Genomic DNA, 12062 nt, shown 5'->3' with positions numbered 1-12062 from the left:
ACTTTGTCTGTGGAGCCTGTTATGCCGAACCTGCGTCTTGCCGATCTCACCGCCGAAATCGAAGCCAACGTGCGCCGCGCCCTGCTGGAAGACATCGGCAGCGGTGACATCACCGCACAGTTGATCCCGGCCGAACGGCTGGCCAAGGCCACGATCATTACCCGCGATACGGCGGTTATCGCCGGTACCGCCTGGGTGGATACGGTGTTCCGCCAACTGGACCCGCGCGTCGCCGTGCATTGGCAGGTGGCCGATGGGGAACGCGTCAGTCCCAACCAGCCGCTGTTTCACCTTGAGGGACCGGCGCGTTCGCTGCTTACCGGTGAACGCAGTGCGCTGAATTTCCTGCAGATGCTGTCAGGCGTCGCCACACGCGCCCAGTACCTGGCGGACTTCGTCGCCAGCACTCAGGTCAAGCTGCTGGACACCCGCAAGACACTGCCGGGCCTGCGTTTGGCGCAGAAATACGCAGTCACCTGCGGCGGTTGCCACAACCATCGCATCGGCTTGTATGACGCGTTCCTGATCAAGGAAAACCATATCGCTGCATGCGGGGGCATTGCCCAGGCAATCAACACCGCCCACAAGATCGCCCCGGGCAAACCGGTGGAAATCGAAGTGGAAAGCCTGCAAGAGTTGCGCGAAGCATTGGCGGCGGGTGCCGACATCATCATGCTCGATGAATTGAGCCTGGAAGACATGCGCGAAGCCGTGCGGCTGAACGCGGGCAAGGCCAAGCTGGAAGCCAGCGGCGGGATCAATGAAAGCACCCTGCTGCCCATCGCCGAGACCGGCGTGGACTACATCTCCATCGGCGCGATGACCAAGGACGTGAAGGCCGTGGATTTGTCGATGCGGTTGAGTATCTAAGAGCTTTAATTGTAGGAGCGAGCTTGCTCGCGAAAAAACATTAACGATAACGCGTGAACGTTGAGTGCACGCGGCGCCTTTGCGTTTTTCGCGAGCAAGCTCGCTCCTACAGGCTGCTTTCAGACTACAAGATTGTTCATCTCGCAGTATTCATCCCATTCGACACCCAGCACTTCAGCGGCTTCCTTGTGCAAAGCCAGGCGTGCGGTTTCGAATTCTTCCGGTGTAGAGGTGTACTTGAGGGTCAGTTCCCAAGGCTGGAGATTCTGGCTCTCCGCCTCGTCCTCGAATGCCCACTGAATCTGGTCACGCTGGTCGTCAGCGCTCAGGTCCTTGATCTCTTCTTTAAGCTGCGGCGTTGCCTCGAGGTATTTGTCGAGGGCTGCTTGGTGCCGAACTTCCTGGGTCATCTCAGTCGTGGTCATGTCGTTCTCTTAGATCGAGGAATGGGGATGCATCTGGGTCATCAAGGTTGCGCAGATACAAAAGAGCAGGCGCGAATGCCGGCTCGTCTGGCCTTCAGAACCATTCTGGGATCATCTGAAAACAGTGCCTTTGAAACAGGCCTTTGAAAACAGGCCTTTGAAACAGTGTTGCCTTGGTGCCCGAGACAGGAATCGAACCTGCGACCTTCGCGTTACGAGTGCGCTGCTCTACCGGCTGAGCTACACGGGCGGTGGGCTAAAGCTAGCACCGCATCGGGCATGCGGCAACCAGCTCGCTCACCGCCCGATAGGCGTCATGCGCCGTTGGCGCCACAACCCTTGGCGACGTATTGCGCATCGGCCGTGGTAGCACAGGTCCAGCCGGTGGTGGCGCTGCGAGTCAAGGTGATGGTCTTGCCGAGTACGGGCGCAGGCGCATCGAGGATTTCACAGCTGATGGAGCCGCTGCCGGTGGCGACGTCTCCTGTCACATCGATTTTGCAATTGGCGGTGGGGCTGTTGCCGCCGATCAGATCGAGCTTGGGCACAGTGCCCTGGTTGATGACATCTTCGTAGCCGGCCTTCAACGCGCTGATTTCAGCCAACCCCGCAGTGAACTTGGCCTTGGCCTGGTGCTTGGTGTACATGGGCAGGCCAATCGTGGCCAAAATGCCGATGATTGCCACGACGATCAACAATTCGATCAAGGTAAAGCCTTTCTGACGCATCACTTTCACTCTCCAGAATAGAACCATGACAAGGCGCGTCCTGCGCCCCGTGTTGTGCAGCGGCGCCAGTGTACTCATCCCAGCGCGGCCAATCGCATACAAGACGCACAATCTGACATTTTATCGCTCAACACCCGCCTGCGCGCATCCGCCACCTGACTAAGCTATCAATTCCCAAACGGCCTGTGCGAACGCGATATGAACGACACCTCAACGATCTATACCTGGCAAGGCATCAACCGCAAAGGCCGCAGGGTGTGCGGGCAAACCACGGGGCATGACCTTGCACGGGTCAAGGCACAACTGCGCCAGCAAGGGATCTGCCCCGAGCGTGTGCGCAAGAAATCGTCAGGCCTGCCAAGTCTGGTTCCACCGATACAGCCCGCTGACATTGCCCTTTTCACTCGCCAGTTGGCGACGCTGTTGAAAGCGGGCATCCCGCTGCTGCAAGCCTTCGATATCATCGGCGAGGGTGTCGAAAACCGGCAACTGCGTGAGCTGATCAAGGGCTTGAAACAACACGTCGCCAGCGGCAATAGCCTGGCCAGCACGCTGCGCCAGTTCCCCCGTTATTTCGATGACCTTTACTGCAACCTGATCGCCGCGGGTGAACAGGCTGGCGCCCTGGAAACACTGCTGGAGCGAGTGGCCATTCACCTGGAAAAAAGCCAACGGCTCAAGACCAGAATCAAGAAAGCCATGACTTACCCTATCGCAGTGCTGGTGGTGGCCAGCCTGGTCAGCGCAGTGTTACTGATGCATGTGGTGCCGCAGTTCCAGACCCTGTTCGCCGGGGTCGGCAGCCAATTGCCCGGCTTTACCTTGGGAGTCATCGCCCTCTCCGACTTCCTGCAACGCGCCTGGTGGGTGCTGGCGCTGAGCCTGGGTGCGGGAATAGGCGGGCTGCGTCATGCCTACCGTGTTTCGCCTGGTTTTCGCCATGCTCTGGAGGCGGGTTTGTTGAAAGTCCCCCTGGCAGGCAAACTGTCGAATAAAGCTGCCGTCGCCCGCTTCGCCCGCACGCTTTCAACCACATTTGCGGCAGGTGTTCCCCTGGTGCAGGCACTGGGCTCAGTGGCCGGCGCCGTCGGAAATGGCCCTTTCAGACAGGCAATCGAACATATGCGCCACGATGTATCCACAGGCATGCAGTTGAATCAGTCCATGGCCAGCAGCGGACTGTTTCCAGGCATGGCGATCCAGATGACGGCGATCGGCGAAGAGTCCGGCACGCTGGAGCACATGCTGGAAAAGGTCGCGAACCATTACGAGGCTGACGTAGAGACCCTCGTCGATAACCTCACCAGTCTCATGGAGCCGCTGATCATGGTCGTACTGGGGAGCATCGTCGGTGCACTGGTGATTGCCATGTACCTGCCGGTGTTTCAACTAGGCGCCGCATTTTGATCGCGTTGCTGGGTGAGCAACCCTGGGCGTTTATTGGCCTGGCGCTGGTGCTGGGCCTGATCGTTGGCAGTTTTCTGAATGTGCTGGTGTGGCGCCTGCCCAAAATGCTCGAGCGCGAATGGCGCGCCCAGGCCCATGAGATCCTCGACCTGCCCGCAGAGCCAGCGGGGCCGGTGTACAACCTGATGCGCCCCGCTTCCCGCTGCCCACGCTGCGACCAGCAGATTCGCCCCTGGGAAAACATTCCCCTGCTTAGCTACCTGATGCTCAGGGGGCGTTGCGCCCATTGCCATGAAACCATCGGCGCGCGTTACCCCGTCACCGAACTGGCATGTGCGCTGATTTGCGCCACTGTCGCCTGGCACTTCGGTTTCAGCTGGCAGGCGGGCGCGGTGATGCTGCTCAGTTGCGGGTTGCTGGGCATGAGCCTGATCGATGTGGACCACCAGCTGCTGCCGGATGTCATCGTGCTGCCGCTCTTATGGCTGGGGCTTATCGTCAACAGCATGGGCCTGCTGGTGACATTGCCCGAGGCGTTATGGGGCGCGGTATCTGGCTACATGAGCCTGTGGAGCGTGTTCTGGCTGTTCAAGCTAATCACCGGCAAGGATGGCATGGGCCATGGCGACTTCAAGCTTTTGGCGTTGCTAGGCGCCTGGGGTGGCTGGCAGATACTGCCGTTGACGCTGCTGATGGCGTCACTGCTCGGGGTGTTCGCTGGTCTGCTGCTGATGCGCTGGCGCAAGACGCGAGTGTCCACACCGATGCCATTTGGGCCCTGCCTGGCAATTGCCGGCTGGATTGCATTGCTCTGGGGTGGTCAAATAACCGACTTCTATTTGCAGTCTGTTGGTTTCAGATGACCACTCCTGTTGCAACACCCTGGATTCTAGGCCTCACAGGCGGCATCGGCAGCGGTAAAAGCGCTGCGGCCGAGCACTTCACCCGACTGGGTGTCGACCTGGTCGACGCCGATCATGCCGCTCGTTGGGTGGTTGAGCCCGGCCGACCGGCGCTGGCGCGCATTGCCGAACATTTCGGCAACGGCGTGCTGCAGCCGGACGGTCAGCTCGACCGCGCCGCGTTGCGCAAATTGATCTTTGAAGTACCGCAGGAACGTCTCTGGCTGGAAGGCTTGTTGCACCCGCTGATCGCTGAAGAGATTCGCGACCACCTGGCACGCGCCCGGTCGCCTTACGCGATTCTGGTGTCACCGCTGCTGATCGAGTCCGGCCAGTACAGCATGACCCAGCGCATCCTGGTGATCGATGTGCCCCAATCGCTGCAGATTCAGCGTACCCTGCAGCGCGACGGCATCAGCGAGCAACAGGTACAGGCCATTCTCAAGGCCCAGTCGAGCCGCGAAGACCGCCTGAACCATGCCGATGACGTACTGGTCAATGACCAGGACCTTGCCTGGCTGCACGGCGAGGTCGAGCGACTGCACCACTTTTACCTTACTTTGCGTGGAGGCCGAACATGAGCCAACCCTTGACAGTCGATTGCCCAACCTGCGGCGCCCCCGTGGAATGGAAACCCGACAACCTCAACCGGCCGTTCTGCTCGGACCGTTGCAAACTCATCGACCTGGGCGCCTGGGCCGCTGAAGAGCACAAAATCCCAGTAGCGCCGGATGCCGAAGATGAGTTGTTTTCCGAAGACCTGACGCCGCGCCACTAAGGCCGCATAAAGGCGTACTCCTGCTGGTCGTCGAGGTTTTCCGCAAGGTATTGCAACTCGTCGGCCAAGTCTTCAAAGCTGCGCACACCCTTGCTCTGCTGCACCACCGCGCTGAGCATGGCGCGCAGGGTCAAGCCTGGATCAAAACCGATTTCCTGTGCTGCATCCTGGCTTCTGCGCAGTTCCTGCCGTGCCCATTCGTACACACTCATGATTCACGCTCCTGAAATTTCGCAGAGCATGGGCCTGTGGGGTCATCCGCTTTTTGACCTGGATCAACGCTGCGAATCGTCGTCCTTCCACGGTGCCGAAAGGTAGCGGGTGCGGTTGAACGTCTCCAGCCATTCCGGGCAGAACACCACCAGGGCACTGATCACCATGCCGTTGATAAACGCTTCGGGAAAGATGATCAGCCATAGGTAGCCTACGAAGTCCTCGAGCCATTCCGGCATCGCGAATCGCCCATCGAACCACAGCAGCCCCAGGCCGGCCAGCAGGCACAGTAACGCCGACAAAGCGGCAGCAAAAAAACCGGAACAGAAGATGTACACGAAGGGGTTGCGCGGCTGCGCCCGTTCTACCAGTACCGCGCAGGTCTCGGTTACCAACACCGGCAGCACGATCAACAACAACCCGTTGACGCCCACAGCAGCAAGGTCCTGGCGCCCCAGCCAAACCAACCCGCACTGCGCGGCAAACCCACCGACGATTGCCAGCGGCCAGTCCAGCAGCAGGGTCACCGCGGTCATGCCGATAAAATGGTAAGACACCCCTGTGTCGAAATCCCGCCGCACCAGCCACAACATGAACAGCGCGAACACCGTGCCGAACAGCAAATGCTGGCGCCGTCGGTCGGCAAACAACTCGACCCAGGGCGCGCGCAAGATCGCCCACACCAGCACGGGGACGTACAACAGCCAGCCGGTGCCCAGGGTGGGTGATGTCATGACCTGCGCGCCGATCACCGCTTCACCTGCCTCGCCGCCTCGCAGCCCGTGATGGGGCTGGTTGCGTTGATTCTGTACATAAACGCCTCGTTCCCGGAGTCGCTGGTGGATACTGGAGACTACATCGCCAAGGTCCAAGTTGCAGCGTAGCCTGTTGCAAGGCTGGAACCGCAGCAAGTCTTCCTGCGGTCATCATTTGAACGCTAAGCTACGCCTATGGATGACTCAGATTATTTGCGCCTGCTCACCGTAGCGGCCGAACAAGCCAACGCATTCCTGTCCAATGCCCGCAAATGGGAGCGTGAGCGTTGGGTCTGCCAGCGCCTGTTGCAAGGCTTGAACGTGCCCTATCGCGCCGAGGAGTTCCACGCCGCCGGCCAGGAACCGCCCGACGTGCTGTTTCGCGACGCCAGTTTTGAAGTGTTCTTTGTCTTGGACGAAGGCCGTCGACTGAACGACGAATGGCGCGACGAACTGCTGCGCAGGCGCAGCGCCTTCTCCCTGAGCCAACTGGTGCGACGCGAAGCCAAGCCAAGGCGCATTCCCGCCCATGAGTTTCTGTTGCGCCTGGCACCGACACTGCGCAAAAAAGCGCATAACTACAAAGAACGCGGAATAGATCTGGGGGAATTGGACCTCATCGCCTTTACCAGCCTCAAGCGCGAAGTGCTGGACCTCAACAGCCATTTTCCGCCGCCCACCGAATATCTGCGCCAGGGCTGGCGCTCCCTGTCGCTGGTGGGGCCAACCTTTGCGCGGGTACTGTTCGCACACCCGGACGCGCCGGATTTCTTGCGCAACAACCTGGGCCGCAGCATAGTGTTCGATGTGGGCATCAGCCTTTGATGCCCGGCTGTAACGTGGCGCCCTTTTGCAACGTCTACCTGACGAGGCCTTTATGACCAGCCGCCTGAACCCCGATGACCAACAGCATGTCGAAGAGTATCTGCAACTCTCCCAACACAAAGTCGAGCGCAAGCCTTTCAGGCCGTGGCTGCTCCTGGGTGTGGTGCTGGTGGTGGTGATCGGGCTCGGTCTGCTGAGCCGCCTTTTGAGTTACCTGACGCTATGAGCTGCCTGGCGCTCGCGGGGGTAACTGCTCCGATTTCTTTTAGCCTTGCGAGATACTCCCATGACCCATCGTATTATTGTCGTCGGCGGCGGTGCCGGCGGTCTGGAGCTAGCGACCCGCCTGGGTAAGACCCTGGGCAAACGCGGCAAAGCCAGCATCACGCTGGTGGACGCCAACCTGACGCACATCTGGAAACCGCTGCTGCACGAAGTAGCGGCCGGCTCGCTGAACTCTTCGGAAGACGAACTCAATTACGTCGCCCAGGCGAAATGGAACCACTTCGAGTTCCAACTGGGGCGTATGAGCGGACTCGACCGTGAGCAGAAAAAAATCCAACTGGCCGCCACCCTTGATGAAGAAGGCCGCGAACTGGTGCCTGCGCGTGTGCTGGGCTATGACAGCCTGGTGATTGCGGTGGGCAGCACCACGAACGATTTCGGCACCGAGGGCGCGGCGCAGCATTGCCTGTTCCTCGACACCCGCAAGCAGGCCGAGCGCTTCCATCAGCAACTGCTCAACCATTACTTGCGCGCCCACGCCGGGCAAACCGACACGATTGAGCAGATCAGCGTCGCCATCGTCGGCGCCGGCGCCACCGGCGTGGAACTGGCCGCCGAACTGCATAACGCTGCCCACGAGTTGGCCGCGTACGGCCTGGACCGTATCAAGCCGGAAAACATGCACATCACCCTGATCGAAGCCGGCCCACGGGTATTGCCCGCGCTGCCGGAGCGGATCAGCGGGCCTGTGCATAAAACCCTGGAAAAGCTAGGGGTGACGGTGCTGACCAACTCGGCCGTCAGCGAAGTGACCGCCGACGCGCTGATCACCAGCAGCGGACAGGTAATCCCGGCCAGCCTCAAAGTGTGGGCCGCCGGGATTCGCGCACCGGGCTTTCTCAAGGACATCGACGGCCTGGAAACCAACCGTATCAACCAACTGCAGGTGCTGCCGACACTGCAGACCACCCGCGACGAAAACATCTTTGCCTTTGGCGACTGCGCTGCCTGCCCGCAACCGGGCACCGACCGTAATGTGCCACCGCGTGCGCAAGCCGCTCACCAACAGGCCTCATTGCTCGCCAAGTCGCTGAAACTGCTGATTGAAGGCAAGGAGCTGCCGGCCTACAAGTACACCGACTACGGCTCGCTGATCTCGCTGTCGCGCTTTTCCGCGGTGGGCAACTTGATGGGCAACCTGACCGGCAGTGTGATGCTGGAAGGTTGGTTGGCGCGGATGTTTTATGTATCGCTTTACCGCATGCACCAGATGGCGCTGTATGGCGTTTTCCGCACGGCGATGCTGATGCTGGGCAGCAAGATTGGACGTGGAACTGAGCCGCGCCTGAAACTGCACTAAAAAATGTGGGAGGGGGCTTGCTCCCGATGGCGGCGGATCAGTTAAGTATTTTTACCTGACCCACCGCTATCGGGGGCAAGCCCCCTCCCACATTTGTTTTGTGGTGCTTTTGGAATTTCGCAGGCAAAAAAAATCCCCGTATCTTTCGATACGAGGATTTTTAATATGGTCGGGGTAGGGGGATTCGAACTCCCGACATCCTGCTCCCAAAGCAGGCGCGCTACCGGACTGCGCTATACCCCGGTAATAAAAAGGCGACCTTTCAGTCGCCTTCTTCGATCAGCGCTTTTGGCCTCTGATCTTAAGATCTGATTCCAGCGTTAACTGGTCTCAAAAATGGTGGGTCGTGTGGGATTCGAACCTACGACCAATTGGTTAAAAGCCAACTGCTCTACCAACTGAGCTAACGACCCAAATATGGTCGGGGTAGGGGGATTCGAACTCCCGACATCCTGCTCCCAAAGCAGGCGCGCTACCGGACTGCGCTATACCCCGGTTTGAAATTGGCTCCGTGACCAGGACTCGAACCTGGGACCCAATGATTAACAGTCATTTGCTCTACCGACTGAGCTATCACGGAACTACATATTTCAAAGTACAACTTTTACTGCATTACAACCTTCTCTTCGACCCTGTCCGTATCGCTACGTTAGCGTCTCTGAGGCGCGCTATTCTACAATCTTAAAAACCCCTGTCAACCCTTTAAATTGCTTTTAAGACAATGATTTGCGCTTCTTTCTGATTTCTTCTTGGGGAGAAGAAACCCGTGGGCTGACGTTGCTGCGGGGCGCACTTTACAAGCCTTTGCCTTACAGTTCAACGCCCTATCGAAAAAAAAGGCCCCGCAATGCGGGGCCTCCTCTTATAGCAGCGCTAACCAGGCTTAGTGGAAGACGATCTCGTCGTTCTCCACAGTTGCCTCGACGCTGGTACCCGGCATGAAGCTGCCCGACAGAATCAGCTGTGCCAGCGGGTTTTCGATCCAGCGCTGGATCGCACGCTTCAACGGCCGTGCGCCATACACCGGGTCGTAACCCACCGCGATCAGCTTGTCCAACGCCTCGCTGCTCAGGCCCAGCGCCAGTTCGCGCTCGGCCAGGCGTGCACGCAGACGCCCCAGCTGGATCTCGGTGATACCGGCGATCTGATCCCGCGCCAGCGGCTCGAAGATCACCACTTCATCCACCCGGTTGATAAATTCCGGCCGGAAGTGCGTGGTCAGCGCATCCATTACCGCTGCGCGCTGGGCCTCGCGATCGCCCACCAGTTCCTGGATCTGCATCGAGCCCAGGTTGGAGGTCATCACGATCACCGTGTTGCGAAAATCCACCGTACGGCCGTGGCTGTCGGTGAGGCGGCCATCCTCCAGCACTTGCAGCAGGATGTTGAACACATCCGGGTGCGCCTTCTCGACCTCATCGAGCAAGATCACCGAGTAAGGCTTGCGCCGCACGGCTTCGGTCAGGTAACCACCCTCCTCGTAGCCCACATAGCCTGGTGGTGCGCCGATCAGGCGAGCCACCGAGTGTTTTTCCATGAACTCGGACATGTCGATGCGCACCATCGCCTCTTCAGTATCAAAGAGGAATTCAGCCAAGGCCTTGCACAGCTCGGTCTTACCCACACCGGTCGGGCCGAGGAACATGAACGAACCACTCGGACGATTCGGGTCGGACAACCCGGCGCGCGAACGCCGCACCGCGTTGGACACCGCCACCACGGCCTCTTCCTGGCCAATAACGCGCTGGTGCAACAGGTTTTCCATCTTCAACAGCTTGTCGCGCTCGCCTTCCAGCATTTTCGACACGGGAATCCCGGTCCACTTGGAGACCACTTCGGCAATTTCTTCCTCAGTCACCTTGCTGCGCAGCAACTGGTTCTCGCTGTGCCCATGCTGGTCGACCATCTGCAGGCTACGTTCCAGGTCCGGGATGACCCCGTACTGCAACTCGGCCATGCGGTTAAGGTCGCCTTTGCGGCGCGCAGCTTCCAGTTCCTGGCGGGATTGCTCGATTTTCTGCTGGATCTGCGCAGAACCCTGCACCTCAGCTTTTTCCGAGGTCCAGATTTCTTCGAGGTCCGAATACTCCCGCTCCAGGCGCACGATTTCCTCCTGGAGTTTTTCCAGGCGCTTCTTCGCCGCCTCGTCTTCTTCTTTCTTCAGCGCCTGGGATTCGACTTTCAGTTGAATCAGGCGGCGATCCAGGCGGTCGAGCACTTCCGGCTTGGAGTCGATCTCCATGCGAATGCGGCTGGCCGCTTCGTCGATCAAGTCGATGGCCTTGTCGGGCAACTGCCGATCAGTGATATAGCGATGGCTCAACTTGGCCGCGGCAATGATCGCGCCGTCGGTGATCGCGACTTTATGGTGAACCTCATAGCGTTCTTTCAGGCCACGCAGGATGGCAATGGTGTCCTCTTCGCTCGGTTCTTCCACCAGCACTTTCTGGAAGCGCCGCTCAAGCGCCGCATCCTTTTCGATGTACTGACGGTATTCGTTGAGCGTGGTGGCACCGACGCAATGCAACTCGCCTCGCGCCAAGGCAGGCTTGAGCATGTTGCCGGCATCCATCGAGCCCTCGCCCTTACCCGCGCCGACCATGGTGTGCAGTTCGTCGATAAACAGAATGATCTGCCCTTCCTGCTTGGACAATTCATTGAGCAGGGATTTCAGACGCTCTTCGAACTCGCCACGGAACTTGGCGCCGGCAATCAACGACCCCATGTCCAGGGACAGCAGGCGCTTGCCTTTCAGGCCGTCCGGTACTTCACCATTGATGATGCGCTGGGCCAGGCCCTCCGCGATCGCGGTTTTACCCACGCCAGGCTCACCGATCAGTACCGGGTTGTTCTTGGTGCGACGCTGCAGCACCTGAATGGTGCGACGAATCTCATCGTCACGGCCGATCACCGGGTCAAGCTTGCCCTCTTCGGCACGCTTGGTCAGGTCGACGGTGTACTTATCCAGGGCTTGGCGCGACTCCTCGTGATTGGGGTCATTCACCGCCTCGCCGCCGCGCAGGTTGTTGATGGCGTTTTCCAGGGCTTTCTTGCTCACGCCCTGGCCAAGCAACAATTTGCCGAGCTTGCTGTTGTCGTCCATCGCGGCGAGCAACACCAGCTCGCTGGAGATGAACTGGTCACCTTTCTGCTGGGCCAGGCGGTCTGCCTGGTTCAGCAGGCGTGCCAAGTCCTGCGACATATTCACGTCGCCGGTAGGGTTTTGGATTTTCGGCAGTTGGTCGAGCTCTTTGCTCAACTCCTTGCGCAGGCTGTTGACGTCAAAGCCCACCTGCATCAACAAGGGCTTGATAGAACCACCTTGTTGCTCCAGGAGCGCTTGCATCAAGTGCGCCGGTTCAATCGCCGGGTGGTCGAGGCCGACCGCCAGGGACTGGGAATCCGATAAGGCCAACTGCAATTTGCTGGTTAAACGATCAATACGCATTAGTCACCTTCCTTTTGAGCAGGCCGGAGCTGTAAACACATCCTGAATGAAGAAACCTGCCAGATACCCTTATAGATGGGGTGGATTTTGCGGGATTCAAGCAGCTGTGGGTTGATACAGGTCAGG

Annotated in this window: 13 protein-coding genes and 5 tRNA genes; 8 read left to right on the top strand and 10 right to left on the bottom strand. The window is 59.2% G+C overall.

Annotation, left to right across the window (positions count from 1 at the left end; translation table 11 throughout):
- Nucleotides 1-21: 21 nt before the first annotated feature.
- A complete protein-coding gene (nadC, locus tag QF045_RS06900; RefSeq protein WP_306491574.1) occupies nucleotides 22-870 on the top strand; it encodes a carboxylating nicotinate-nucleotide diphosphorylase in 849 nt (282 codons plus the stop codon).
- Nucleotides 871-989: 119 nt separating this feature from the next.
- Here the strand turns inward: nadC and QF045_RS06895 are convergent, their stop codons facing one another.
- The 3 genes from QF045_RS06895 to QF045_RS06885 all read right to left on the bottom strand — a co-directional run bounded on the left by QF045_RS06895 (nucleotide 990) and on the right by QF045_RS06885 (nucleotide 2023).
- On the bottom strand, nucleotides 990-1295 hold the full coding sequence (locus tag QF045_RS06895; protein ID WP_306491573.1) for a DUF6388 family protein: 306 nt from the start codon (nucleotides 1293-1295) through the stop codon (nucleotides 990-992).
- Nucleotides 1296-1469: 174 nt separating this feature from the next.
- Nucleotides 1470-1545, bottom strand: a tRNA-Thr gene (locus tag QF045_RS06890).
- 64 nt (nucleotides 1546-1609) lie between these two features.
- Nucleotides 1610-2023, bottom strand: coding sequence for a pilin (locus tag QF045_RS06885; RefSeq protein WP_306494864.1), 414 nt, complete (start codon nucleotides 2021-2023; stop codon nucleotides 1610-1612).
- Nucleotides 2024-2221: 198 nt separating this feature from the next.
- Between QF045_RS06885 and QF045_RS06880 the strand changes: the two genes are divergently transcribed.
- Genes QF045_RS06880 through yacG form a run of 4 tightly spaced genes read left to right on the top strand, consistent with a single transcriptional unit; the run spans nucleotide 2222 to nucleotide 5110 of the window.
- Complete coding sequence (locus tag QF045_RS06880) at nucleotides 2222-3430, top strand: type II secretion system F family protein (RefSeq protein WP_306491572.1); 1209 nt, start codon at nucleotides 2222-2224, stop codon at nucleotides 3428-3430.
- Nucleotides 3427-4293 carry an A24 family peptidase gene (locus tag QF045_RS06875; RefSeq protein ID WP_306491571.1) on the top strand — a complete coding sequence of 289 codons (867 nt, stop codon included), beginning with the start codon at nucleotides 3427-3429 and terminating at the stop codon, nucleotides 4291-4293. Before QF045_RS06880 ends, QF045_RS06875 begins: the two co-directional genes overlap by 4 nt.
- Nucleotides 4290-4913 (top strand): dephospho-CoA kinase, encoded by a 624-nt coding sequence (gene coaE, locus QF045_RS06870; RefSeq protein WP_306491570.1) that lies wholly within the window; start codon nucleotides 4290-4292, stop codon nucleotides 4911-4913. Before QF045_RS06875 ends, coaE begins: the two co-directional genes overlap by 4 nt.
- A complete protein-coding gene (gene yacG, locus QF045_RS06865; RefSeq protein ID WP_306491569.1) occupies nucleotides 4910-5110 on the top strand; it encodes a DNA gyrase inhibitor YacG in 201 nt (66 codons plus the stop codon). The genes coaE and yacG overlap by 4 nt, the downstream gene beginning before the upstream one ends.
- Here yacG and QF045_RS06860 read toward each other — a convergent pair.
- Both QF045_RS06860 and QF045_RS06855 read right to left on the bottom strand, forming a co-directional pair.
- Entirely contained in the window at nucleotides 5107-5322 is a 216-nt protein-coding gene (locus QF045_RS06860) for a hypothetical protein (RefSeq protein WP_003171680.1), read from the bottom strand. The genes yacG and QF045_RS06860 overlap by 4 nt on opposite strands.
- A gap of 63 nt (nucleotides 5323-5385) precedes the next feature.
- Entirely contained in the window at nucleotides 5386-6057 is a 672-nt protein-coding gene (locus QF045_RS06855; protein WP_373424408.1) for an energy-coupling factor ABC transporter permease, read from the bottom strand.
- Between the two features lie 216 nt (nucleotides 6058-6273).
- On the opposite strand from QF045_RS06855, the gene QF045_RS06850 reads away from it, so the two are divergent.
- Genes QF045_RS06850 through QF045_RS06840 form a run of 3 tightly spaced genes read left to right on the top strand, consistent with a single transcriptional unit; the run spans nucleotide 6274 to nucleotide 8488 of the window.
- On the top strand, nucleotides 6274-6903 hold the full coding sequence (locus QF045_RS06850; RefSeq protein ID WP_306491567.1) for a DUF1780 domain-containing protein: 630 nt from the start codon (nucleotides 6274-6276) through the stop codon (nucleotides 6901-6903).
- Between the two features lie 52 nt (nucleotides 6904-6955).
- Nucleotides 6956-7129: a DUF3094 family protein gene (locus QF045_RS06845; RefSeq protein ID WP_306491566.1), complete on the top strand. Its 174-nt coding sequence runs from the start codon at nucleotides 6956-6958 to the stop codon at nucleotides 7127-7129.
- A 60-nt stretch (nucleotides 7130-7189) separates the two neighbouring features.
- Nucleotides 7190-8488, top strand: coding sequence for an NAD(P)/FAD-dependent oxidoreductase (locus QF045_RS06840; RefSeq protein WP_306491565.1), 1299 nt, complete (start codon nucleotides 7190-7192; stop codon nucleotides 8486-8488).
- 166 nt (nucleotides 8489-8654) lie between these two features.
- Here the strand turns inward: QF045_RS06840 and QF045_RS06835 are convergent.
- From QF045_RS06835 to clpB, 5 genes are all read right to left on the bottom strand, one after another.
- Nucleotides 8655-8731: transfer RNA gene (locus QF045_RS06835), tRNA-Pro, on the bottom strand.
- Between the two features lie 94 nt (nucleotides 8732-8825).
- Nucleotides 8826-8901 (bottom strand) — tRNA-Lys (locus QF045_RS06830).
- A gap of 5 nt (nucleotides 8902-8906) precedes the next feature.
- A tRNA-Pro gene (locus QF045_RS06825) sits at nucleotides 8907-8983 on the bottom strand.
- A gap of 9 nt (nucleotides 8984-8992) precedes the next feature.
- Nucleotides 8993-9068 (bottom strand) — tRNA-Asn (locus tag QF045_RS06820).
- A gap of 303 nt (nucleotides 9069-9371) precedes the next feature.
- On the bottom strand, nucleotides 9372-11936 hold the full coding sequence (clpB, locus tag QF045_RS06815; protein ID WP_306491564.1) for an ATP-dependent chaperone ClpB: 2565 nt from the start codon (nucleotides 11934-11936) through the stop codon (nucleotides 9372-9374).
- Nucleotides 11937-12062: the final 126 nt, after the last annotated feature.

This window comes from Pseudomonas sp. W4I3 (assembly GCF_030816195.1).
Taxonomy (GTDB): domain Bacteria; phylum Pseudomonadota; class Gammaproteobacteria; order Pseudomonadales; family Pseudomonadaceae; genus Aquipseudomonas.
This window is presented reverse-complemented; position numbering and strand designations above follow the sequence as displayed.

Excerpts from the sequence above, each read along its gene's own strand:
- QF045_RS06860 (WP_003171680.1), bottom strand. The coding sequence starts at position 5,322 with ATGAGTGTGTACGAATGGGCACGGCAGGAACTGCGCAGAAGCCAGGAT.
- QF045_RS06840 (WP_306491565.1), top strand. The coding sequence starts at position 7,190 with ATGACCCATCGTATTATTGTCGTCGGCGGCGGTGCCGGCGGTCTGGAG.
- QF045_RS06895 (WP_306491573.1), bottom strand. The coding sequence starts at position 1,295 with ATGACCACGACTGAGATGACCCAGGAAGTTCGGCACCAAGCAGCCCTC.
- nadC (WP_306491574.1), top strand. The coding sequence starts at position 22 with ATGCCGAACCTGCGTCTTGCCGATCTCACCGCCGAAATCGAAGCCAAC.
- QF045_RS06845 (WP_306491566.1), top strand. The coding sequence starts at position 6,956 with ATGACCAGCCGCCTGAACCCCGATGACCAACAGCATGTCGAAGAGTAT.
- coaE (WP_306491570.1), top strand. The coding sequence starts at position 4,290 with ATGACCACTCCTGTTGCAACACCCTGGATTCTAGGCCTCACAGGCGGC.
- clpB (WP_306491564.1), bottom strand. The coding sequence starts at position 11,936 with ATGCGTATTGATCGTTTAACCAGCAAATTGCAGTTGGCCTTATCGGAT.
- QF045_RS06885 (WP_306494864.1), bottom strand. The coding sequence starts at position 2,023 with ATGCGTCAGAAAGGCTTTACCTTGATCGAATTGTTGATCGTCGTGGCA.
- yacG (WP_306491569.1), top strand. The coding sequence starts at position 4,910 with ATGAGCCAACCCTTGACAGTCGATTGCCCAACCTGCGGCGCCCCCGTG.
- QF045_RS06880 (WP_306491572.1), top strand. The coding sequence starts at position 2,222 with ATGAACGACACCTCAACGATCTATACCTGGCAAGGCATCAACCGCAAA.
- QF045_RS06855 (WP_373424408.1), bottom strand. The coding sequence starts at position 6,057 with ATGACATCACCCACCCTGGGCACCGGCTGGCTGTTGTACGTCCCCGTG.
- QF045_RS06850 (WP_306491567.1), top strand. The coding sequence starts at position 6,274 with ATGGATGACTCAGATTATTTGCGCCTGCTCACCGTAGCGGCCGAACAA.